This is a genomic window from Bradyrhizobium sp., assembly GCF_030693485.1.
Lineage (GTDB): Bacteria > Pseudomonadota > Alphaproteobacteria > Rhizobiales > Xanthobacteraceae > Bradyrhizobium.
Genome location: NZ_JAUYAN010000250.1, coordinates 1 through 20,920, shown reverse-complemented (window position 1 = coordinate 20,920; position 20,920 = coordinate 1). Strand labels below are relative to the sequence as shown.

Below are 20,920 nucleotides of genomic sequence, written 5' to 3'. Positions count from 1 at the left end.
CTACGCAGCGAGATGCCTCGAAGCCGCCAGGCCCGCCAGCGCCTCGGCGAGCTTTTCGCGGTCGAGCGGCTTGATGAGAAAGCCATCCATGCCGGCCTCGAAGCAGGCGTAGCGGTCTTCCACCAGCGTATTTGCGGTCAGCGCGAGGATCGGCGTCTGCCGGCCCGGCTGGCCGGCCTCGTGCGCGCGGATCCGCCGCGTGGTCTCGATGCCGTCGAGCCGCGGCATCTGGATATCCATCAGCACCAGGTCATAGGGCGCGCCGGCGGATTTGGCGGCGAGCCAGGATTCCAGCGCCTCCTCGCCATCGGTGGTGAGGACGGCATGGTGCCCCAGGCGCGTCAGCAATGAGCGCATCAACAGCGCGTTGATTTCGTTGTCTTCCGCCACCAGGATTGAAAGCCCGGGCGCCGGCGCGATGGAAGGCATCGCGACATTGTCAGGCGCATCGATCAGGGCATCGCCGGCCAGATCGGGCGCCGTCACTTCCGGCGCCATGCTCAGGCGGGTTGCCAGCGAAGCGGCGCGCAGCGGCTTGATCAGATAGCCGGTGAAAGCCGTGGAAATGGAGGATTGCAGTTCATGCCGGGTGGCCGGCGTGAACAGCACGATGCGTTGCGTCGCATGGGTGCGGGCGGCTTCGGCCAGCGCGGCGACTTCGCTGGCGCCGAGGGCGTGGTCGAGCAGCACGGCGTGCCAGGTCCGTTCCGGCAGCAGCGCCTGTGCCACCGAGATATCCGAGATCATGCAGGTCTGGCCGCCCCAGCGCTGCAGCCGCCGCGCGATCAGCGAAGCCTCGATGCTCTGCGGCGTCACCAGCATGATCGATTGATCGGTCAGGTCCGGCGCGGCAAAGGCCGGTTGCTCATTTGCCTTGCTTTCGGCGGCTGCGAGCGGAATCGACACTTCGAAGGTCGAACCTTTGCCAAGCTCGCTCTGCAGCGTGATGCGCCCGCCCATGCGCTTGACGATGCGCTCGGAGATGCTGAGGCCGAGGCCGGTGCCGCCATAGCTGCGCGCGATGCGCTCGTCGGCCTGCTCGAACTCGCGGAAGATCCGCTGCCGCGCCTCGGGCGCAATGCCGATGCCGGTGTCGCGCACCAGGAAACTGATTTCATTGGGCCACAGGCCGGGCTCGACGATCAGCGCCACGCCGCCGGTCGAGGTGAATTTGATCGCGTTGCCGGCGAGATTGAGCAGTACCTGGCGCAGCCGCGCAGCGTCGCCGATCACTTCCATCGGAAGACGCTCATCGACATAGGCCGCGATCTCGAGTTGCCGCGCCTGCGCCCGCGGCGCCAGCAGTTCGGTGATGTCCTCGATCAGCGCCGAAAGCGCGAACGGGCGGTGTTCGAGATCGATCTTGCCGGCCTCGATCTTGGAATAGTCCAGAAGCTCCTCGATAAGCGACAACAGCGCGTCGCCCGAGGTCTTCACCGCCTTCGCATAGGTCACCTGCTCCGGCGTCAACGGCGTATCCAGCAGCAGGCCGCTCATGCCGATGATGCCGTTCAGCGGCGTGCGGATTTCATGCGACGCCATCGCCAGGAAACGCGACTTGGCGCGGTTGGCGGCGTCGGCGTGATCGCGCGCCTCGCCGAGCGCGCGCTCGGTCTCGATGCGGTCGGTGACGTCGCGGCCGACGCTCTGCATCTCCGCTGGTCGACCGGCATCGCTGCGGACCAGGCCTTCGCGCCAGGCGATCCAGCGCGGGCCGAGCGCGGTCGCGATTTTCTGGTCGTGGATCCTGGTGCCGTTGCTCTCGATCGCAGTGGCGCCCTGCTCCAGAACGTTGAGCGCAAAGCGGCTGCCGACCAGTTTTTCGCGCGGCAGTTCGGCCAGTTCGCACCAGGCGTCGTTGGCGAAGGTGATGTGGCCGTCGCCGTCGCGCAGCACGATCAGGTCGCCCTGCGATTCGAACAGGCTGCGGGCGCGTTGTTCGGCTTCCTGCAGTTCCCAATTGCGGTCGACCATCGCTTCGTTATGCAGCGCCATCTTGCGCATGGTCTGCCGCACCCAGCGCAGCCGGAAACTCAGCGTGGCGAGCGCGAGGCAGGCGAGCGCGAACAGGAAGCTGGCGCCGATCGCGAAGGCGTGGGGATCGTAGCCGGAGCCCTCGACCCGGCTGCCGGAGATGAAGCCATAGGCGCCGCCGAAAGCGGCCGAGAAGATCATGAAGGAGCGGACGGTGAAGGTCAGCCACGGATGGCGCCGGGCGAAGCGGCGTATGTGGAGCCTGATCCGGAAAAACCGCCGCTTCATGCCGTGACCCTGGTGCTGTACCGCCGCATCTGTCGCGGCGCTGAAGATGGCGCGGCGACCTTGCGAAGTGCTTGAGGCCGGATGGCCTGGCGTCGTCCGATCGGAACGTGGTTTATGGAAAGTTAAGGAAAATTCAGAGCGCGGCAGCGAGCCGGCGTGGCGCGCCATTGGCGCCGACGATCAGGGCGGCAGCATCGCGCGCCGAGAAGTGCTTCGAACTGACATAAATCCGGTAATCGGCGGGGCCGTCCGGCGACAGGTAGATCACGGGGTCGGATACTGTTGATGTGGCGGAGATCGCCACGAAGCGGGTGGCGGCGTTGACCTCGCAGCCTTGTGAAGCGGGGGCTTCCGCGCTGTCGATATCGTCGAGCACGGCAAAATCGGCGGCGGCGGCATTGTCGGTGAGTTGCACCCGCACGGTGGCGAGGGAGGGATCGCGGGTGAAGCTGACGTGCGACTGCGCCTGCCAGGACAGCGAGGTGAGCTGGACCGAACCCTCGCCGATCGCCAGACAGGGCCGCGCGCCGGGCAGGAAATCGCCGCGCGCCAAAACGGCGGCAACCAGCAACGGAACGGCCGAAGCCAGGATCTTCAAACGCAGCATGATACGCACTCGCTCGCCGACAAGCCCGCGAACCGCTGCGGCTTATGGTTGGCAGAGTGTAAAGAAAACTCGTTACCACGGGGTTGACGGGCTCAACACGTCATGGTCGTCCCTGCAAACGTTCGCTGGAACATTTATTGAGTCTGTGGCATCACGCCGCGCTGCGCAGATCCTCCGCCAGCGCGCGATAGGACAGCGCTTCGGCCAGATGCAGCCGGCCGATCTTGTCGGATCCGTCGAGGTCGGCGAGCGTGCGGGCGACGCGCAGTACGCGGTGATAACCGCGCGCCGACAGCCGCATCGTCTCCGACGCATCGCGCAGCAGCTTGGTGCCCGCAGCGTCCGGCTGCGCGATCTGCTCGAGCACCGAGGCCGGCGCTTCCGAATTGGTGCGGATGTTCGGCAGGCCGGCCGCGGCATAACGCGCGAGCTGGATGTCGCGCGCGGCGGCGACGCGGGCGGCCACTTCCGCCGAGCCTTCGGCCGGCGGCGGCAGGATCAGGTCGGCGGCGGTCACCGCCGGCACTTCGATGCGCAGATCGATACGATCCATCAGCGGGCCGGAGATGCGTGCCTGGTAATCTCCGGTGCAACGGTCGACCCGTCCGCGCTTGCAGGCGTAACCGGGCTCGTAGGCGTGGCCGCAGCGGCACGGGTTCATCGCCGCGATCAGCATGAAGCGCGCGGGATAGGTGACGCGGTGGTTGGCGCGCGAAACCGCGACCTCGCCGTTCTCCATCGGCTGGCGCAGCGAATCCAGCACGCGGGCATCGAACTCCGGCAATTCGTCGAGGAACAGCACGCCCTGATGCGCCAGCGAGATCTCGCCGGGTTTGGCGCGCATGCCGCCGCCGGTCAGCGCCGCCATGCTGGCGGAATGATGCGGGCTGCGGAACGGCCGCCGCGCCGTCAGCGCGCCGTCGCGGATCTCACCGGCGACGGAAGCGATCATCGAAACTTCCAGCAGTTCGGACGGCGACAGCGGCGGCAGGATCGAGGGCAGCCTTGCCGCCAGCATCGACTTGCCGGCGCCGGGCGAGCCGATCATCAAGAGGTGATGTCCGCCGGCCGCCGCGATCTCGAGCGCGCGCTTGGCGCTTTCCTGGCCCTTGATGTCGCGCAAATCGAGCCGGTTGATTTCGGCCTCGTGCACCCTGGGCTGCGGGCGCGACAGCACCTGCGTGCCTTTAAAATGGTTGGCGATCTGGATCAGCGAACTCGCCGCCACGATCTGGATATCGGGGCTGGCCCAGGCCGCCTCCGCGCCGCAGGCGGCGGGACAGATCAGGCCCTCGTCGCGCGAATTGGCGCCGATCGCCGCGGGCAGCACGCCGGCGACCGGCGCGATCGATCCGTCGAGCCCGAGTTCGCCGAGCACGGTAAAGCCCCCCAGGGCGTCCGGCGGGATCGCCCCGATCGCCGCCATCAGGCCGAGCGCGATCGGAAGATCATAATGGCTGCCTTCCTTGGGCACGTCGGCGGGCGCGAGGTTGACGGTGATGCGGCGGGCGGGCAGCGCCAGACCGGAGGCGATCAGCGCCGAGCGGACCCGTTCGCGGGCCTCGGACACCGCCTTGTCCGGCAGCCCGACAATGGCGAAAGCGGGCAAACCGGGCGCGACCTGCACCTGCACGTCGACCGCGCGGGCCTCGATCCCCTCAAAGGCTACGGTGGAAACCCGCTGGACCATGCCGACCTCTCCTGAGGGAGAAGCTAGCGGAACCCGGGGACGAGAGCAAGAACATTAGGGGAACATGTATCTTGCAGGGCGGAATCGTGCTATCTGGACGGCAAATGAGCCCATCCCGACAGAACCTGTGCACTTGGTAGAGGATGCCGCGACCGGCGACCGACTGCTTATCTATGGAACTGAAAAAGGCATCCGGATCGAACTTCGGTACGATGGCGATACCCTGTGGATGACTCAGAGCCAGATCGCAGAACTTTTTGGCCGAGATGTGTCTACAATATCTAGACATATCAATAACATAATAGAAGAGGGAGAACTCTCAGAAGATAGTTCTTTGCAAAAAGCGCAATTATCCACAGGGCGCCCGGCCACGCTCTACAGCCTCGATATGATCATCTCAGTTGGCTATCGGGTGTCATCATCCCAAGCGACCCTGTTCAGGCGCTGGGCTACTGACAAGCTCGTTCAGTTTGCGACAAAAGGCTTCGTCATTGACGCAGAGCAACTCAAGGCGCCGGAAGCCAGGGACCGCGTTGCAGAGTTACGCGAAATTATTCGCGACATCCGTTCCGACGAAGCGAATGTTTATCGCGAGCTTCGGAGCGTTTGCGCGATGTGCAGCGACTACGATCCGAAGTCAACGAAGTGGCATGAATTCTACGCACACACCCAAGCGAAGTTCATGTGGGCAGTTACCACGCACACGCCATCGGAAATGATCGTGAGCCGCGCAAACGCAGACCATGAGAATATGGGGTTGCGAACGTGGAGGGGCGAAAGGGTTACTCAGGCTGACGCGGATGTTGCAAAAAATATCTTGTTGAATCGGAGATCAAAGAACTCAACCGGCTCACGACCATCTTACTCGATATATTCGAAGATCAGCTAGACTTGGGCCGAATAAGCACGATGCTCGAAGTCGAAACTCTACTGGATTCCCAATTGAAGTCACTGGGGCGAAATGTGCTTCGGGGTGGAGGGACAGTAAAGGCGGCGAAAGCGAAGGCCCACGCTCTAAACGAGTACAAGCAATTCAATGAGAAGCGGAGAGCTGTGCGGCACGCTGAGGCAGATGCAGCGCTAGCGCTTCTGAAACAACAAGAGAAGCTCCTTCCAGAACCGAAGCGAACCAAGAAGTCGAAGGGCTCTAATGACTGATTGCGGTGAAGCAGGCCCTAATATCCCAGCCCCCGCCTGACCCCGCAGTCATGCCGGCCACCCGAACCGGCCCCCGCTATACTCTGCCCGAAAAACTGCCCCATCGATGGAGCGGTCATCAGCCTCTCGAACGTCGCCGGCGACAGATCGCAATACTGGAGATAGGCGCCCTTGATGCCGACGATCATGCTGGCCTGCGTCCGGTCGTAACAGGCGCGCTGGATCAGCGTGCTGCGCGGGGTGTCGCGGCATTCATAGGTCGCGAGGTCGACGACGCCGCGGTCCTTGACGTCGACCTTCTCGGAGCCGAACTCGGCTGTCAGCAACAGCGCGACAAGTGCGGTGGCGGCTCCGATCATGCCCACGCGTCTTTCGTTGGCGCCACGCGGGGGTGGGCCACTGGCCCACCCCCGACGGCATTTCCTTACAGCTGCATGTTCATCGGCTCGGCGATATACCGAAAACCGTCGCCGGCCTTCACCACATGGCCATAGCCGGGCCAGGCGAAGTGATAGGACATCACGGGCGTCTTGTTGGCCGCCAGCGTGTCCAGCAGCTTCACCCGCGTGTTGGCCGCCGCCTTCGGGTCGGTGTCGTAGGCGAACTCCATCCGCGGCTTTTCCAGCAGCAGCACCTGGTGGTGGGTGAGGTCGCCGAGGAAGCAGAACGATTTGCCTTTCGAGGTCACCATGAACACGGTGTGGCCGACGGTATGTCCCGGCGCCGATATGGCCTGGATGCCCGGCAGGATCTCCTGGCCGTCCTTGATGAACACCAGCCGGTCCTTCACCGGCAGCAGGTTCTTGCGAGCGTGGATCACAAAATCCTTCAAGGGACCGCCGAGCTTGCCCTCGTCGGTCCAGAAATCGTAATCGCTCTGCGCGATATAGACCTGCGCGTTCGGAAACAGCGGCTTGTCGTCGGCGCCGACGATGCCGCCGATATGATCGATATGCGCATGCGAGCAGACGATGGCATCGATATCCGCCGGCTTGATGCCGGATTCGGCGATGCTCTTCTGCAGCCGTCCGGTAGTCGGGCCGAACGCCTTCGAGGTGCCCATGCCGGTGTCGAACAAGACGAGCTTGTCGCCCATGTTGACGATCGGCGAGTTCTGTTCGAGCACGACATTGTCAGGCGACAGGAAGTTGTCGGTCAGCATCTTCTTGACCTCTTCCTTCGGCACGCCGATGAAGGCGCCGCCGGGATCGCCAAGCGGCAGCGGGCCGTCGGAGACGACGGTGACCTCGGCATCGCCGAAATTGAAGCGATGGAAATAGGGCGCCTGGGTGCCGAGCTTCGGCGCCTTTGCCAGCGCGCTGCCGCCGAGCATGGCCGTTGCGCCCAAGCCGGCGCCGAGTGCGAGCAGGGAGCGTCGCGAAACATCCAATGTCATGCGTTGTCCTCCGTTTGTTTTTATCGAAATTGTGCGTTGCAGCCCCGGACTGACCTGTCCGCGTGATAAAGCGGGCATCCGCTCAGGTTGCACCCGCCTGCAAGTGGTGACAAGCGAAATAGGCCTTTGGAAGGCGCAACAATCCCTCGAGACGGGGCGCCTCCGCAGGAGGAGGGTTCCTCATGGTGAAGAGCGCGGCAGCGCGGCTCGAACCATCAGTTCATCTTCGAGGCCGCCACCGGATCGGGCTGCTGCGGCGCCTCCAGCATCTTCAGCGCGGCGTCGAGCGCGTTGCGCAGATTGGCGGCGGCGGTCGGGCTGCAGCGCAGCCGCCCGGACGACAGGAATTTGACGTCGGTGAGGCCGTTCGGCGCGGGAACGAGAATGCGGGTCGCAAGCTCGATCTCGACGGTGCCGTGCATGATGCCGTAGGCCCCCACGATGTCGAAATAGACCAGCGAGGCCGCCGCACCGGTGTCCTCGTAGACGAGACCGGCGCCCGGTTGCGGATTCTCATGGTCAGCCATGCGGCCTCTCCTCGCGTGATTCGACTGATGCACGCTAGGCTGATCGGCGTAGCCGCAACAGCGCTGATTACCCCCGCTTCTTCTCGATCACATCCCAGATCTTCGCCGCGACATCCGGGCCGCCCAGCCGCGCGATGGCGCGGATGCCGGTGGGGGAGGTGACGTTGATCTCGGTCAGAAAACCGTCGATGACGTCGATGCCGACGAACAGCAGGCCGCGCTCGCGCAGTTTGGGGCCGAGCGTGGCGCAGATCTCGCGTTCGCGGGGGGTGAGGTCGGTGGCCTGCGCGGCGCCGCCGCGCACCATGTTGGAGCGCAGATCGTCGGGCGCCGGCACGCGGTTGACGGCGCCGGCGAATTCGCCGTCGACCAGGATGATGCGCTTGTCGCCGTGCCTGACCTCGGGCAGGAAGCGCTGGATCACCCAGGGCTCCCTGAAGGTCACCGAGAACATGTCGAACAGCGAGCCGAAGTTCATGTCCTGCGGCATGACGCGAAACACCGCGGCGCCGCCATGGCCGTGCAGCGGCTTCATCACCACGGCGCCGTGCTCGCTGCGGAACGCGTTGATCTCGTCGAGGTCGCGCGAGATCAGCGTCGGCGGCATCAATTCCGGAAAATCCATCACGAAGACTTTTTCCGGCGCGTTGCGCACGCTGGCGGGATCGTTGACCACCAGGGTTTTGGGATGGATGCGTTCCAGCAGATGCGTCGAGGTGATGTAGGCGAGATCGAACGGCGGGTCCTGCCGCAGCAGCACAACGTCGAACGAGGCCAGCGGCGTGCGCTCGGGCTCACCGAGCGTGCAATGGTCGCCGACCTCGTCGCGCACGGTCAGCGTTTGCACCGGCGCCACCACCTCCTCGCCGCGCAGCGAGATTTTCTCGGGCGTGTAATAGGACAGCGCGTGGCCGCGCTTTTGCGCCTCCAGCAGCAGCGCAAAGGTCGAATCGCCACGGATGTTGATGCGCGCGATGGGGTCCATCTGGACGGCGACGTTCAGTTTCATTGAGGGGGTCCGGGGTTGGCGGGATGCTGGTTTCGGTAAGGGTCAGGTGCTGGCGTCGAAGGCCGCTAACAGATGGCGCGGCAGGCGCCGCGGCGCAATCAGCACGGCGTCGAAACGCAGCTCCATTTCCGCATGCTCGGGATGCGCCATCAGCCAGGCCTCGGCGGCGGCGATGATGCGGGCCTGCTGGCGCGGCGTCACCGCATAGGCGGCCTCGTCCAGGCTGGCGCGCGCCTTGACCTCGATGAACGCCACCAGATTGCGCTTGCGCGCCACCAGGTCGATCTCGCCATGGGGCGTGCGAAACCGTTTTGCCAGGATGCGATAGCCTTTGGCCATCAGCCAGGCGCCGGCGCGCGCTTCCGCCGACAGGCCGGTGCGAAACGCCGCGACCCGCGCCGGCGAGGCGGCCTTTGCCGGTCGGTCGGTCGGCGCTGCGCCGTCAGTTTTCGCCATCGTCGTCCGTCGCTTGCTGCTGCATCTCCTTGGCGAGTTCGAGCGCGCGGGCATAGATTTCGCGGCGCGGCCGGCCGGACAGTTCGACCGCATGCGCCACCGCATCCTTGACGCTGTCGCGCTGCAATGAGCCGCGCAGCATATCGTCCAGCGCCTCCTCGGTCATGACTGACGCGCGGGCCGCCGGCGGGCCGATCACCAGCACGAATTCGCCACGGGTCTCCAGCGTGTCGGCTTTAGCGGCGAGTTCGGACACCGGCCCGCGTAAAATCTCCTCATGCAGTTTGGTCATTTCGCGGCAGATCGCGGCATCGCGCGTGCCCATGATGCCGGCGAGATCGGCCAGCGTGTCCTGCACCCGGTTGCCGGAGTCGAACATGACCAGCGTGGCGTCGATCCGGGACAGCTCATTCAGCCGCGCGCGACGCGCGGTGCCGCGCGACGGCAAAAAGCCCTCGAAGAAAAACCGGTCGGTGGGCAGTGCCGCCACGCACAGCGCCGCCAGCACCGAGGAGGGGCCGGGCAGTGCGATCACGGCATGGCCGGCGGCGCAGACCTCGCGCACGAGTTTAAAACCGGGATCGGAAATCAGGGGGGTGCCGGCATCCGAGACCAGCGCGATCGAGGCGCCCTGCGCCAGCTTCTGCAGGATGACGGGGCGGGCCTGCGCGGCGTTGTGCTCGTGATAGGGTTTTAGCAGTGCCGAAATGCCGTAGCGCTCGGTCAGCCGGCGCGTCATGCGGGTGTCTTCGCAGGCGATGATATCGACGCCGGCCAGGGTTTCCAGCGCGCGGATAGTGATGTCGCCGAGATTGCCGATCGGGGTCGCGACGAGATGCAAGCCGGGAACTGCCTTCGGCGCGGTCAGGACGTGGCCGCCCAGTGAAAATGTGCGACTTACGGGATCTGCAGGGCCATCGGATGTATTTATGGACGCGGGTTTTGGGCGCATAATGCCAATCTAGAGGGGAGACGGCGCGGACGCCATAAGGCTGGTGCGCTGCAGCGGCGGGGACATGCCGCGCACCCATATGGCTGTTCAACCCGGCGCCGGTCAGGGTGAACAGAATCCTTTTGATTTGGTTAACTATTCGTCGACAATATGCCTGAATCCACCCGCCTGGTCATCAGGAGGCAGAAGTACCGGCGAAATCCGCCGGTCAAGAGATAGAGATACGATGGTAGGGCCGCTCGAACCCAAATCCTGGCCTTCCAGATTACAGCCGTCGGGAGCCACCCGGCGGACGGCGGTCGGCCTGATTCTGGGCGCGCCCCTGCTCGGGGCCTGCGCCGGCATGGGCTCGATTTCCAATCCGTTCAGTTCGGGCCCGGATGCCGGTCCGGCGGGACCGCCGCAGCAGCCGCAGGCCGTCGGCACCGGCGGGGTCAAGGTCGGGCTGGTGCTGCCGCTGTCGGCGTCCGGCAATGCCGGCGTCGCGGCGCAGTCGATGAAGAACGCCGCCGAGATGGCGCTGGCCGAGTTCCAGAATCCCAATATCCAGTTGTTGATCAAGGATGACGGCGGCAGCCCGCAGGGCGCGAGCCAGGGAACCCAGCAGGCGCTCGACGAAGGCGCCGAGATCATTCTCGGTCCGCTGTTTGCGGGTTCGGTGCCGTCGACCGCCGCGCTGACGCGCGCCCGCGGCGTCTCCGTGATCGCGTTCTCGACCGATTCGAGCGTCGCCGGCCGCGGCGTCTATTTGCTCAGTTTCCTGCCCGAATCGGACGTCAACCGGATCGTCGAATATGCCGCCAGCACCGGCAAGCGTTCGTTCGCGGCCATGCTGCCCGACAATGCCTATGGCAATGTGGTGGAGGCCGCGTTCAAGCAGGCGGTCGGCCGCCGCAACGGGCGCATCGTCGCATTCGAAAAATACGGCGCCGACCGCGCCACGCCGGCGCGCACCGTGGCGCAGGCGCTCGGTTCGGCCGACGCGCTGTTCATCGCCGATGATGGCGACTCCGTGGTGCAGGTCGCCGACGCGCTGACCGCGGCAGGGGCCAATCTGAAAAACATCCAGCTGCTCGGCACCGGTCTGTGGGACAATCCGCGGGTGTTCGCGAGCCCGGCGCTGCAAGGCGGAATTTACGCCGCGCCGGATCCCGCCGGCTTCCGCAGTTTCTCCGGACGTTACCGCACCAAATTCGGCGCCGATCCGGTGCGCACGGCGACGCTTGCCTATGATGCAGTGGCGCTGGTCGCGGCACTGGCGCGCACACAAGGCGGCGCGCGTTTTTCACCTGAAGTGCTGACCAATCCGTCGGGCTTTGCCGGCATCGATGGCCTGTTCCGGTTCCGCTCCGACGGCACCAATGAACGCGGCCTCGCGGTGATGAGGGTGGGATCGGGCGGCAGCGCAACCGTCGCCGGCTCGCCGAAGAGTTTCGGGGCGTAGCACCGTCGTGCCTGCGAACGCAGGCACCCATACGCCGCGGCGGAAACTATTGGAAAAGACCGTCTGAGGTTTTGCCTTAACGAGAAGCCGCGGTGTATGGGTCCCGGATCAGCGTTCGCTTGCGCTCACTTGTCCGGGACGACGGGGAAATATTTCTACGCCGCCAAATCCGCCACCACGGCGTCGAGCACCGGAAATCCCGCCTGCGTCACCCGCAGCCGGCCGTTGGCGTCGACGATGATGGCGCCTTCTTCGCGCAGGATCGCGATGCGGCCGGGATCGAGGGTACGGCCTGACAACGCCGCGTAGCGTTCGGGATCGATGCCTTCCGCCAGCCGCAGCCCCATCAGCAAAAATTCGTCGGCGCGCTCTTCGCTGTTGAGGACGTCGTCGACCACGACGCCATGACCATTGGCTTCGACGCGCATCAGCCACGCCTCGGGGCGCTTTTCGGTGGCGATGGCGTGTCTCGTGCCATCGACATCGAGGCGGCCGTGGGCGCCGGGACCGATGCCGGCATATTCCTCGCCGCGCCAGTAGACCAGGTTATGTTTGCACTCCGCGCCCGGCCGGGCGTGGTTGGAAATCTCGTAGGACGGCAATCCCTCACGCGCGCAGACCTCCTGCGTGACGTCGTAGAGCGCGCGCGCCACCGCTTCGTCCGGTGTCTTCAGCTTGCCGGCGGCATGCAGGCCGAAAAACGGCGTGCCCTCTTCGATGGTGAGCTGATAGAGCGACAGATGTTCGGCGGCTTCCGAGATCGCCAGCTTCAGTTCATCCGTCCACATTTGCGGGGTCTGGTCGGGGCGGGCGTAAATCAAATCGAACGAGTAACGGTCGAACGCGGCGCGCGCGATCGCGACCGCGTCGAGCGCCTCGCGCGCGGTATGCAAACGTCCCAGCGCCTTCAGCGAGGCATCGTCCAGCGCCTGCACGCCGAGCGAAACCCGGTTGACGCCGGCGGCGCGGTAGCCGCGAAAGCGTGTCGCCTCGACGCTGGTCGGATTGGCTTCGAGCGAAACTTCGGCATCGGGCGCGACGCGCCAGTGCTTTCCGATCGCATCCAGAATGGCGCCGACGGTTTTCGGCTGCATCAGCGACGGCGTGCCGCCACCGAGAAAGATCGAGGAGACTTCACGATCAGGCGCGCGCGCCGCGGTGGTTTCGATCTCGAGAGCGAAGGCCTTGGCAAAGCGTTCTTCATCAATGGGCGCATGCCGGACATGGCTGTTGAAATCGCAATACGGACATTTCGACAGGCAGAACGGCCAGTGCACATAAACGCCGAAGGCCTTTGCTCTGTCAGCGCTGGTCAAGGCAGATCTCCGCGAGTTTGACGAAGGCGCGGGCGCGGTGCGACAGGCCCAAGCCCAGCGGCGGCAGGCCGTGCTTTTCGATACTGGTCATCTCGCCGAAGGTGCGCGTGTGTCCGTCGGGCAGAAATGCCGGATCGTAACCGAACCCGGCGTTGCCGCGCGGCGGCCACACCAGCGTGCCGTCGGCGCGCGCCTCGACCTCTTCGAGATGATCGTCGGGCCAGGCCACGCACAGCGCGGAAACGAAATGCGCTCTGCGCTGCGCCGGCGTGGTGGCGCCGCGCTCCTGCAGCAGGCGCTCGATCCGCGCCATCGCCGCGGTGAAATCCCTGGTCGGTCCGGCCCAGCGCGCCGAGAGAATGCCGGGCGCGCCATCGAGCGCCTCGACCACCAATCCCGAATCGTCCGCGAAGGCCGGCAGTTGCGCGGCCTTTGCCGCGGCGATGGCCTTGATGGCCGCATTGGCGCGAAACGTATCGCCGGTCTCGTCGGGCTCGCCGAGGCCGAGTTCACCGGCCGAGACGGCCTCCACGCCGTGCGGCGCCAGCAGTTCGCGCATCTCGGCGAGCTTGCCGGGATTGTGGGTTGCGATCACGAGCTTGCCGGTGATTCGACGGTGCATGTTGTCAGTCTACGCCAGTCGGACCGCGATCCGGAATCACGCCACGGCCATTTTCTGCAAATCCACCAGCCGCGTCACGCCCCTGCGGGCCAGCGCCATCAACGCCAAAAACTCGTCCTGCGAAAATGGCGTCTTCTCGGCCGTACCCTGCACCTCAATGATGCGGCCATCGCCGGTCATGACGAAATTGGCGTCGGTATCGGCCTCGGAATCCTCGGCGTAATCCAGATCGAGCACCGGGGTGCCCTGATAGATACCGCAGGAGATCGCCGCCACATTGTCGCGCAGCGGGTTGGTCTTGATCATGTTGCGGGTCTTCATCCAGGAGATGCAGTCGGCCAAAGCCACCCAGGCGCCGGTGATCGAGGCGGTGCGGGTGCCGCCATCGGCCTGGATGACGTCGCAATCCACCGTGATCTGGCGCTCGCCGAGCGCTTCGAGGTCGACGGCGGCGCGTAGACTGCGGCCGATCAGGCGCTGGATTTCGACGGTGCGTCCGCCCTGCTTGCCGGCGGCCGCCTCACGGCGGGTGCGTTCCAGCGTCGCCCGCGGCAGCATGCCGTATTCGGCGGTGACCCAGCCGCGGCCCTGGCCCTTGAGCCATGGCGGCAGCCGCTCTTCCAAAGTGGCCGTCACCAGCACATGGGTGTCGCCGAATTTGACCATGCAGGAACCCTCGGCGTATTTGACCACGCCCCGTTCCAGCGACACGGCGCGCAATTCATCGGGCGCACGGCGGCTTGGCCGCATGAGAAATCCTCCAAGAAAACCGGCAAAGACAGGCTCGCGGTGCTTGTAGGAGGGGGAAGCGGCAGCGGCAAGGCTTTTGGGCCTTTGCGGGCACCACATGGGGACTAATACCTGCTTGTCTCCGGCTGCTGTGATAGACAGATTAGGCTGAGTTCAGGAGAGTATTCTGTGGCCCACCACGATCCGATCGGCCTGATCGCTCCGCATGCCGGGCTTGCCCAGCTCAACGAGCGTTCGCGGGACATTTTTCGTCAAATCGTCGAGAGTTATCTCGCCACCGGCGAACCCGTCGGTTCCCGCAACATTTCGCGCCTGATCGCGATGCCGCTGTCGCCGGCTTCGGTCCGCAATGTGATGTCGGACCTCGAGCAGCTCGGCCTGATCTATGCGCCGCACACCTCGGCCGGCCGGTTGCCCACGGAACTCGGCCTGCGGTTCTTCGTCGATGCCCTGATGCAGGTCGGCGACCTGACCGAACCGGAGCGCGAGTCGATCCAGAACCAGCTCGCTTCCGTCGGCAAGGCCCAATCGGTCGAGGCAGCACTGGGCGAGGCCCTGACCCGGCTGTCCGGCCTGACCCGGGCCGCGGCCGTGGTGCTGACCGCAAAATCCAATTCGCGGCTGAAACACATCGAATTCGTGCGGCTCGAGCCGGAAAAGGCGCTGGTCGTGCTGGTCAGCGAGGACGGCCAGGTCGAGAATCGCGTGCTGACGCTGCCGTCGGGCGTGCCCTCGTCGGCGCTGGTGGAGGCCACCAATTTTCTCAATGCGCGGATCCGGGGGCGCACCCTGGCCGAGGCGCGGCTTGAGCTGGAAACCGCGCTGACGCAGAACCGCAACGAACTCGATCAGCTGACCCAGAAGGTGATATCGGCGGGTATCGCGAGCTGGTCCGGCGGCACCAGCGACGACCGCCAGCTGATCGTGCGCGGTCACGCCAATCTCCTGGAAGACCTGCACGCGCTGGAAGATCTGGAGCGGGTGAAGTCGCTGTTCGACGATCTCGAGACCAAGCGCGGCGTGATCGACCTGTTGGGCCGCGCCGAGCGGGCCGAAGGCGTGCGGATCTTCATCGGTTCGGAGAACAAGCTGTTTTCGCTGTCGGGTTCGTCCACCATCATCGCGCCCTACAGCGACGCCGCGGGGCAAATCGTCGGCGTTCTCGGCGTGATCGGGCCGACGAGGCTCAACTACGCCCGTGTGATCCCGACGGTGGACTATGCGGCGCGCATCGTCAGCCGGATGCTGGGCGGCTGATCCGGCCAAAATCGGGTAGTTGAGCTTGATTTTCCCCGCCTAAAGCACGATATCCGGGCCAGCAAATCCCCCACTGACCTCGTTCCAGCGATTTTTTCGAGAAGGCAAGCCATGACTGATCCCAACGGGCAGAAGGACATTCCGGCCGATCCGGCGAAGGCCGCCGAGCCCGTGATTTCCAAGCCCTACATCATGCCCGACGATCCCGAGGAAGGCTCGGTTGAGGCCCTGACCAGGGAACTCGCCGAAACCCGCGACAAGATGCTGCGCACGCTGGCGGAAATGGAAAACCTGCGCAAGCGTACCGCGAAGGAAGTGGCCGACGCGCGGGCCTATGGCATCACCGGTTTCGCGCGCGACGTGCTCGATATCGCCGACAATCTGCAGCGTGCGCTCGACGCGGTGCCGGCCGAGGCCAAGGCCAATGCCGATCCCGGGCTGAAGTCGCTGATCGAGGGCGTCGAGCTGACCGAGCGGTCGCTGCTCAACACGCTGGAGAAGAACGGCGTCAAGAAATTCGATCCGGCGGGCGAGAAGTTCGATCCGAATTTCCAGCAGGCGATGTACGAGGTCCCCGACACGTCGGTGCCGGCGGGCACCGTGGTGCAGGTCGTGCAGGCCGGCTACACCATCGGCGAGCGCGTACTGCGCCCGGCGCTGGTCGCGGTGTCGAAGGGCGGTGCGAAAGCGGCGCCGGGTGCCGACGTCACGACCTGAATCGTTTACAGCGGCGTTATCAAACCGCGTTCAACCTGTCCGCGAGAGCAGTGAAGCTGTCGACACAAAAGTCCAGCCAACTCTCTGCCGCGATATCGGGTGTGGCATCAGGACCAAACTCGAGAGGCCGGGCAACAAAAGCGGTGCGCATGCCGAAAGCCTTGGCCGCTCTCAGATCATATTTATGGCACGCAACCATCAGAATCTGGTCCGGCCGATAGCCGAGATAATCTACCGCTAGCTGGTAGACTGCCGGCGCAGGCTTATAGGTCTCAACCAGCTCGGCCGTCAGTATTGCGTCAAAGGGCAAATTTGCATGTTTGACCACGGCGACCACTGCGGCCATTCCGGCATTGGACAGCGTCGAGGTGGTGAAACGACCTCGCAGGCGAGTCAGTCCCTCTACGGAGTCCGGCCAGGGGTCCAGTTTGGTCCAAACCGCGTTTAGCTCATCACGTTCGGGCGCAGTGAAGAAGCCACCAAGGCCACGTTTCTCCAGCAAGACATCCAGGGCTTCGCGATAGATCCGGTCAACTCGCATCCACGGCCGCCGACCGTCGATGATCGCATCAAGCGCCTGCCGGTAAAGAGTGCGCCAATCGGCTGATAGCATCGCCCAGTCGATCGATAACCCCTTGTTACGATTGACCGCGGCTCCGATGCGCAGGATCGGTTGATAGAAATCGACGCATGTACCCTGGATGTCGAACGTGATGGCCGCCAAGCGGTCACTTTCTGTGGTTCCCTTGTCCTCCGCCACCAACGTTACCCTTGTCCCATTCCTGTACGCACGAACGGGCCTAGCTGGCCCATCGACTTCGGTCCGGGTGCTTGTAGATGAATGCCAGGCGGGCGAACACACCTCATTCCGATGAACCTGGTCGTTTCCGGCGGCGCCTCGATCGTTCCGACCGACCCGGCCTATCCCACCAGCGGCTTCTCGTTCACCTTTGGCCAGTAGGTCCCAAAACTCCAGAGATTGCCTTCGGGATCGCGGCAGGCGAAATCGCGGCTGCCGTAGTCGGTGTTGTGCAGCTCCATCTCGATTTTGGCGCCGGAGGCCTTCGCCTTGGCGTACAGCGCGTCCGGATCGTTGACGGCGACATAGAGCGAATCGGTGCGGCGGCCGTTGATGTCGCCGACCAGCCGGCCATATTCGTCGTCGCGGCTTTGGCCCAGCATCAGGATGGAAGTCCCGTAGGCGACTTCGGCACGCTGCACCACGCCGTCGTCGTTGCGGTAGACGACGCGTTCGGTGAAACCAACGACGTCCTTCAACCAGCGGATCATCGCCTCGGCGTCCTTGTAACGAAGGGTGGGATAGAGGCGTGGCGCTTCGATGTTGCTGATGTCGGTCACGGAGAACTCCTGCTGAGTTGCCTGTCCACGCGATGATGCGGCAAGCCGGGCGTTGTCCGCTTGAAGATTTGTTACCACTCCGCGTGTTGCAGGCGGGTCAGCCGGCTGTCGGTCAGCGCCATGCGCCGCGCCCTGGCGGTCGGCGGCTCGCCGGCAAGTGCGGTGAATTCGCGGATCAGATGGGCCTGATCCGAAAACCCGCTGTCCGCTGCAATGCCGGCCCAGCCGGATGGCGTTCCGGCTCGTGCCAGGCCGCTGGCGAGATGGAACCGCATCATGCGCGCAATCGATTTGGGGCCGAGACCGAACTGGTGACGAAATCGCTCGACCAGATGCTTGCGGCTCCAGCCGATCTCCTCGGCCAAAGTGGCGATCCGGATGCCGCCGCCGCGGCGTGCCAGCAGGCGCCAGGCAAATTCCAGTTCCGGGGACGGCAAATGGTTGGCGCGATCGGCGACAAATTCCTCGACGATATCGAAGCGGCGCTGCCAGCCTTCTGTCGCGCCGAGACGCTCGCGCAGCCGTGTGCCGTCGGCGCCGAGCACGTCACCGACCTCGATCATGCGGGCGGCGAGGTTGCCGACGGCGCCGCCGAAAAACCTGAAGGCACCGAGCGGCGTGAAATCCACCTGCACGCATTCGGCGCCGCCGTCGGATTCGATGTAGACGGCGCCGGCATACAGTCCCGCGGCGAAGCTGTTGTGGCGGTCGGCCGCATCGGGTACACGGCCGAGCGCGATGGTGAACGGCGTGCCAAAACTGATGATCAGCGGAATCGCCAGCGGTGCGGCCTCGCGCTGCGAAAACCGTCCAGCCGCCATCTCGCGATAGCCCGAGATGGCCGAGATAAGTCCGGCGGTCCGCTGTGACGGCAGGCGGCGGACCATCTCGAACGCGACGGGAGCTGCAGAATCCGGCATGCTGCTTTTAGACGACGATATCGCCGGATTGAATCCGTTTGACGCCGGCCTTGGCCATATCCGCCCAGGCTTTTGCAAGGGAGCCCTGGGTGTCGATGCCGCGGCAGGCGTCCTCGATCACGGATGTTTCGAATCCGGCCTTGCGCGCATCCAGCGCGCTCCACGCAACGCAGAAATCGGTTGCCAATCCGGCCAGGAACAGGCGCTTGATCTTGCGCGACTTCAGATAGGCGGCGAGCCCGGTCGTGGTCTTGCCGTCGGCCTCGGTGAAGGCGGAGTAGCTGTCGACTTCCTTGTTGAATCCCTTGCGGATGATCAGCGCGGCCTGCGGAATCGCGAGCTCCTTCGACAATGCCGCGCCCTCGGTGCCCTGCACGCAGTGATCGGGCCACAACACCTGCTTGCCGTATTTGAGATCGACGGTCTCGAACGGCTTCTTGCCGCCGTGGCTGGTTGCGAACGAGACGTGGCCTGACGTGTGCCAGTCCTGTGTCAGCACCACATTGGCGAAACCCTTGGCGATGCGATTGATCACGGGAACGACCTGATCGCCGTCTTTGACGGCGAGGCTGCCGCCGGGCAGGAAGCAGTTCTGGACATCGATCACCAGCAGCGCCGAAGCCGCATCGGGCTTGATCGAAGCTGCCGCCCAAAGCGGGTTTGCAGAGACGGTGGCGATCGCCGCCGTGCCCAGGCCCATTCCTAAGCCTGCGAGAATTTGCCTTCGGTCCAACATGCTACATCTCCCTGTAAGATACGCTGTCGCCAGCAAATCACCTCGCTTGGGGAGCGTAAAGCAGGTTTAGGCCGCAGCGGGCGCACGAATCTTCGGCAGATCGCGCAAGATTCAGCGCGGCTGGATGCCGTCGCGCACGGCGCGGAAGCGCGGAAATGCCTTGCTCCATTCCTCGCGCGGCGCGCTGCCGATGATGCGCAACGAATTCTGGCCGCCGAAGCGCAGCCACTGCACCACGGTAACGGGGGTGTTGTCCTTGCCGCTCACCGCGTCGATACGGGTTTCATAGCCCGGCATGCCGTCGATGCGCAGCGGCTCCGACATCGTGATCCTGGCCTCGCGCACGCCGGGAATAGTGGTCGCGGCCTGCTGGGCAAAACGTCCGCGATCCTCAGGCTGGGTCGGCGTCGCCCCGACAATGCCGACCACCATGAAGGGGGCGGCCTCGAAACCCCTGCTCTCGTCGCTGTCGGCGATGACGATCGCCCCGCCAATGGCCAGCGTGCGGACATTCTTGAAACCGCTAAATTCGATGACCTTGAAGGGCATCTGCGCCAGCTGCTCCTCGACCGGAACTTCCTTTCGTACCGCCGCCGAGGCGAACATCTGCCGCACCGCGTCGTCGGTATAGATTCTGGAGGCGTTTTCCGGAACCTGCACGGCGATATAGCCGGAGAAGGCGCCGCCCGGCAGGATCATCGAATAACGCCGTACATTGGTCGTGCCATCCTTGCCGGTTTCGATGGTGTAATAGGCAAGGCCGGCCGCGGTCTCGATGGTCTCGGGCTTCACGCCGCCGGCGCCCGCAGGATTGTTCTTGAAGGCGTTCATGACTTCGCTGTAGGCGTCGGCTGGAAGCTCCGCCAGCAACACCTTGACGCCCTGATCCTCGGTCTCGAATCCGACGAAGGTTTTGGCGCGGTTGAGCCCGACCAGCGGCGTGATGCCGACCCTGATGCCCGGCGGAAAAACCGGGTCCGCGGCAAGCGCGGGGCCGATGGCCGGGACCAGCAGGGCAAGCACGAAGATCAGTCGAATGAGCATCATGAAAGGTCTACTGGGTTTGCATTGAGGCCGTTCAATGGTCGGCCGGTGCGACCCTTTGCCGGGCCTCGAATAGTCAGCTTTTAGCGGTTTTGGCGCTGCGGCAACAGGGAGGGCTGCGATTCCGTTCCCGGTCGGCGGCTGAAATAGCGCTTTTTCGCCCCAGCCCCCTGACCTGGCGGCCGTTCCGGCCGCACGACCAGACTCTGGCGGCCTGCCCCGCACGGAGACACCATCTTCCAAAGCTCAGGGTTTTCATGGGCTAAGGTTGCGCCCGGTCCTTGCAGGCCCCACCCCCCCTCCTATATGAGGCTCATCGTCGCAATATCGCGAGTAATTGATCGTTTGGGGGTTTGGATTGGTGTGCCGTCAGGGCCCAGCCAACCTGCCGCAGCAAGAAGGAATGAAGACCATGGGAAAGGTCATTGGGATCGATCTCGGCACCACGAATTCGTGCGTTGCCGTAATGGATGGCAAGACTGCGAAAGTCATCGAGAACGCCGAGGGCATGCGGACGACCCCGTCGATCGTCGCTTTCAGCGATGATGGCGAGCGCCTCGTCGGGCAGCCCGCCAAGCGCCAGGCGGTGACCAATCCCGAGCGGACCTTCTTCGCGGTCAAGCGCCTCGTTGGCCGCCGCTACGACGATCCGATGGTCGAGAAGGACAAGAAGCTCGTCCCCTACAAGATCGTCAAGG

Annotated in this window: 21 protein-coding genes and 1 pseudogene; 5 read left to right on the top strand and 17 right to left on the bottom strand. The window is 64.6% G+C overall.

Going from position 1 to position 20,920, the window contains the following annotated elements; genetic code table 11:
• From Q8N40_RS18310 to Q8N40_RS18300, 3 genes are all read right to left on the bottom strand, one after another.
• Positions 1 to 2,262, bottom strand: coding sequence for a response regulator (locus Q8N40_RS18310; protein WP_305712814.1), 2,262 nt, complete (start codon positions 2,260 to 2,262; stop codon positions 1 to 3).
• A 133-nt stretch (positions 2,263 to 2,395) separates the two neighbouring features.
• Positions 2,396 to 2,869, bottom strand: a complete 474-nt coding sequence (locus tag Q8N40_RS18305; protein WP_305712813.1) for a hypothetical protein — start codon at positions 2,867 to 2,869, stop codon at positions 2,396 to 2,398.
• Between the two features lie 151 nt (positions 2,870 to 3,020).
• On the bottom strand, positions 3,021 to 4,559 hold the full coding sequence (locus Q8N40_RS18300) for a YifB family Mg chelatase-like AAA ATPase (protein WP_305712812.1): 1,539 nt from the start codon (positions 4,557 to 4,559) through the stop codon (positions 3,021 to 3,023).
• A 64-nt stretch (positions 4,560 to 4,623) separates the two neighbouring features.
• Here Q8N40_RS18300 and rhuM point away from each other — a divergent pair.
• Positions 4,624 to 5,717 (top strand): annotated as a pseudogene (gene rhuM, locus Q8N40_RS18295) (RhuM family protein).
• 17 nt (positions 5,718 to 5,734) lie between these two features.
• Here the strand turns inward: rhuM and Q8N40_RS18285 are convergent.
• The 6 genes from Q8N40_RS18285 to rsmI form a co-directional block, all read right to left on the bottom strand.
• The gene (locus tag Q8N40_RS18285) at positions 5,735 to 6,076 is read right to left on the bottom strand and encodes a KTSC domain-containing protein (protein WP_305712832.1); all 342 of its coding nucleotides are present in this window, start codon (positions 6,074 to 6,076) and stop codon (positions 5,735 to 5,737) included.
• Between the two features lie 65 nt (positions 6,077 to 6,141).
• On the bottom strand, positions 6,142 to 7,113 hold the full coding sequence (locus Q8N40_RS18280) for an MBL fold metallo-hydrolase (protein ID WP_305712810.1): 972 nt from the start codon (positions 7,111 to 7,113) through the stop codon (positions 6,142 to 6,144).
• A 215-nt stretch (positions 7,114 to 7,328) separates the two neighbouring features.
• Entirely contained in the window at positions 7,329 to 7,640 is a 312-nt protein-coding gene (locus Q8N40_RS18275; RefSeq protein WP_305712809.1) for a hypothetical protein, read from the bottom strand.
• A gap of 67 nt (positions 7,641 to 7,707) precedes the next feature.
• On the bottom strand, positions 7,708 to 8,649 hold the full coding sequence (gene gshB / locus Q8N40_RS18270) for a glutathione synthase (protein WP_305318097.1): 942 nt from the start codon (positions 8,647 to 8,649) through the stop codon (positions 7,708 to 7,710).
• Between the two features lie 42 nt (positions 8,650 to 8,691).
• On the bottom strand, positions 8,692 to 9,105 hold the full coding sequence (locus Q8N40_RS18265) for a YraN family protein (protein ID WP_305712808.1): 414 nt from the start codon (positions 9,103 to 9,105) through the stop codon (positions 8,692 to 8,694).
• A complete protein-coding gene (gene rsmI, locus Q8N40_RS18260) occupies positions 9,092 to 10,057 on the bottom strand; it encodes a 16S rRNA (cytidine(1402)-2'-O)-methyltransferase (RefSeq protein WP_305712807.1) in 966 nt (321 codons plus the stop codon). The genes Q8N40_RS18265 and rsmI overlap by 14 nt, the downstream gene beginning before the upstream one ends.
• Before the next feature lie 226 nt (positions 10,058 to 10,283).
• Here rsmI and Q8N40_RS18255 point away from each other — a divergent pair, with 226 nt between their 5' ends.
• Complete coding sequence (locus Q8N40_RS18255) at positions 10,284 to 11,501, top strand: penicillin-binding protein activator (protein WP_305318100.1); 1,218 nt, start codon at positions 10,284 to 10,286, stop codon at positions 11,499 to 11,501.
• A 155-nt stretch (positions 11,502 to 11,656) separates the two neighbouring features.
• On the opposite strand, the gene hemW is transcribed toward Q8N40_RS18255, so the two are convergent.
• From hemW to rph, 3 genes are read right to left on the bottom strand one after another with little or no spacing between them, the layout of a single operon-like run.
• Positions 11,657 to 12,817: a radical SAM family heme chaperone HemW gene (hemW, locus tag Q8N40_RS18250; protein WP_305712806.1), complete on the bottom strand. Its 1,161-nt coding sequence runs from the start codon at positions 12,815 to 12,817 to the stop codon at positions 11,657 to 11,659.
• The gene (gene rdgB, locus Q8N40_RS18245; protein ID WP_305712805.1) at positions 12,804 to 13,439 is read right to left on the bottom strand and encodes an RdgB/HAM1 family non-canonical purine NTP pyrophosphatase; all 636 of its coding nucleotides are present in this window, start codon (positions 13,437 to 13,439) and stop codon (positions 12,804 to 12,806) included. The genes hemW and rdgB overlap by 14 nt, the downstream gene beginning before the upstream one ends.
• 36 nt (positions 13,440 to 13,475) lie before the next feature.
• The gene (rph, locus tag Q8N40_RS18240; RefSeq protein WP_305712804.1) at positions 13,476 to 14,189 is read right to left on the bottom strand and encodes a ribonuclease PH; all 714 of its coding nucleotides are present in this window, start codon (positions 14,187 to 14,189) and stop codon (positions 13,476 to 13,478) included.
• Positions 14,190 to 14,357: 168 nt separating this feature from the next.
• Here rph and hrcA point away from each other — a divergent pair, with 168 nt between their 5' ends.
• A complete protein-coding gene (hrcA, locus tag Q8N40_RS18235) occupies positions 14,358 to 15,446 on the top strand; it encodes a heat-inducible transcriptional repressor HrcA (RefSeq protein WP_305318104.1) in 1,089 nt (362 codons plus the stop codon).
• 111 nt (positions 15,447 to 15,557) lie between these two features.
• Positions 15,558 to 16,163, top strand: coding sequence for a nucleotide exchange factor GrpE (gene grpE, locus Q8N40_RS18230; RefSeq protein WP_305318105.1), 606 nt, complete (start codon positions 15,558 to 15,560; stop codon positions 16,161 to 16,163).
• A gap of 19 nt (positions 16,164 to 16,182) precedes the next feature.
• On the opposite strand, the gene Q8N40_RS18225 is transcribed toward grpE, so the two are convergent.
• From Q8N40_RS18225 to Q8N40_RS18205, 5 genes are all read right to left on the bottom strand, one after another.
• A complete protein-coding gene (locus tag Q8N40_RS18225) occupies positions 16,183 to 16,923 on the bottom strand; it encodes a haloacid dehalogenase type II (RefSeq protein WP_305318106.1) in 741 nt (246 codons plus the stop codon).
• A gap of 161 nt (positions 16,924 to 17,084) precedes the next feature.
• Positions 17,085 to 17,522, bottom strand: coding sequence for a VOC family protein (locus Q8N40_RS18220; RefSeq protein ID WP_305712803.1), 438 nt, complete (start codon positions 17,520 to 17,522; stop codon positions 17,085 to 17,087).
• Positions 17,523 to 17,593: 71 nt separating this feature from the next.
• Positions 17,594 to 18,442, bottom strand: a complete 849-nt coding sequence (locus tag Q8N40_RS18215) for an AraC family transcriptional regulator (protein ID WP_305712802.1) — start codon at positions 18,440 to 18,442, stop codon at positions 17,594 to 17,596.
• 7 nt (positions 18,443 to 18,449) lie between these two features.
• Positions 18,450 to 19,178, bottom strand: coding sequence for a bifunctional nicotinamidase/pyrazinamidase (gene pncA, locus Q8N40_RS18210; RefSeq protein WP_305318109.1), 729 nt, complete (start codon positions 19,176 to 19,178; stop codon positions 18,450 to 18,452).
• Positions 19,179 to 19,289: 111 nt separating this feature from the next.
• Positions 19,290 to 20,225, bottom strand: coding sequence for a hypothetical protein (locus tag Q8N40_RS18205; RefSeq protein ID WP_305712801.1), 936 nt, complete (start codon positions 20,223 to 20,225; stop codon positions 19,290 to 19,292).
• Between the two features lie 409 nt (positions 20,226 to 20,634).
• On the opposite strand from Q8N40_RS18205, the gene Q8N40_RS18200 reads away from it, so the two are divergent.
• The coding region (locus tag Q8N40_RS18200) for an Hsp70 family protein (RefSeq protein WP_305712800.1) at positions 20,635 to 20,920 on the top strand (286 nt) is incomplete at its 3' end.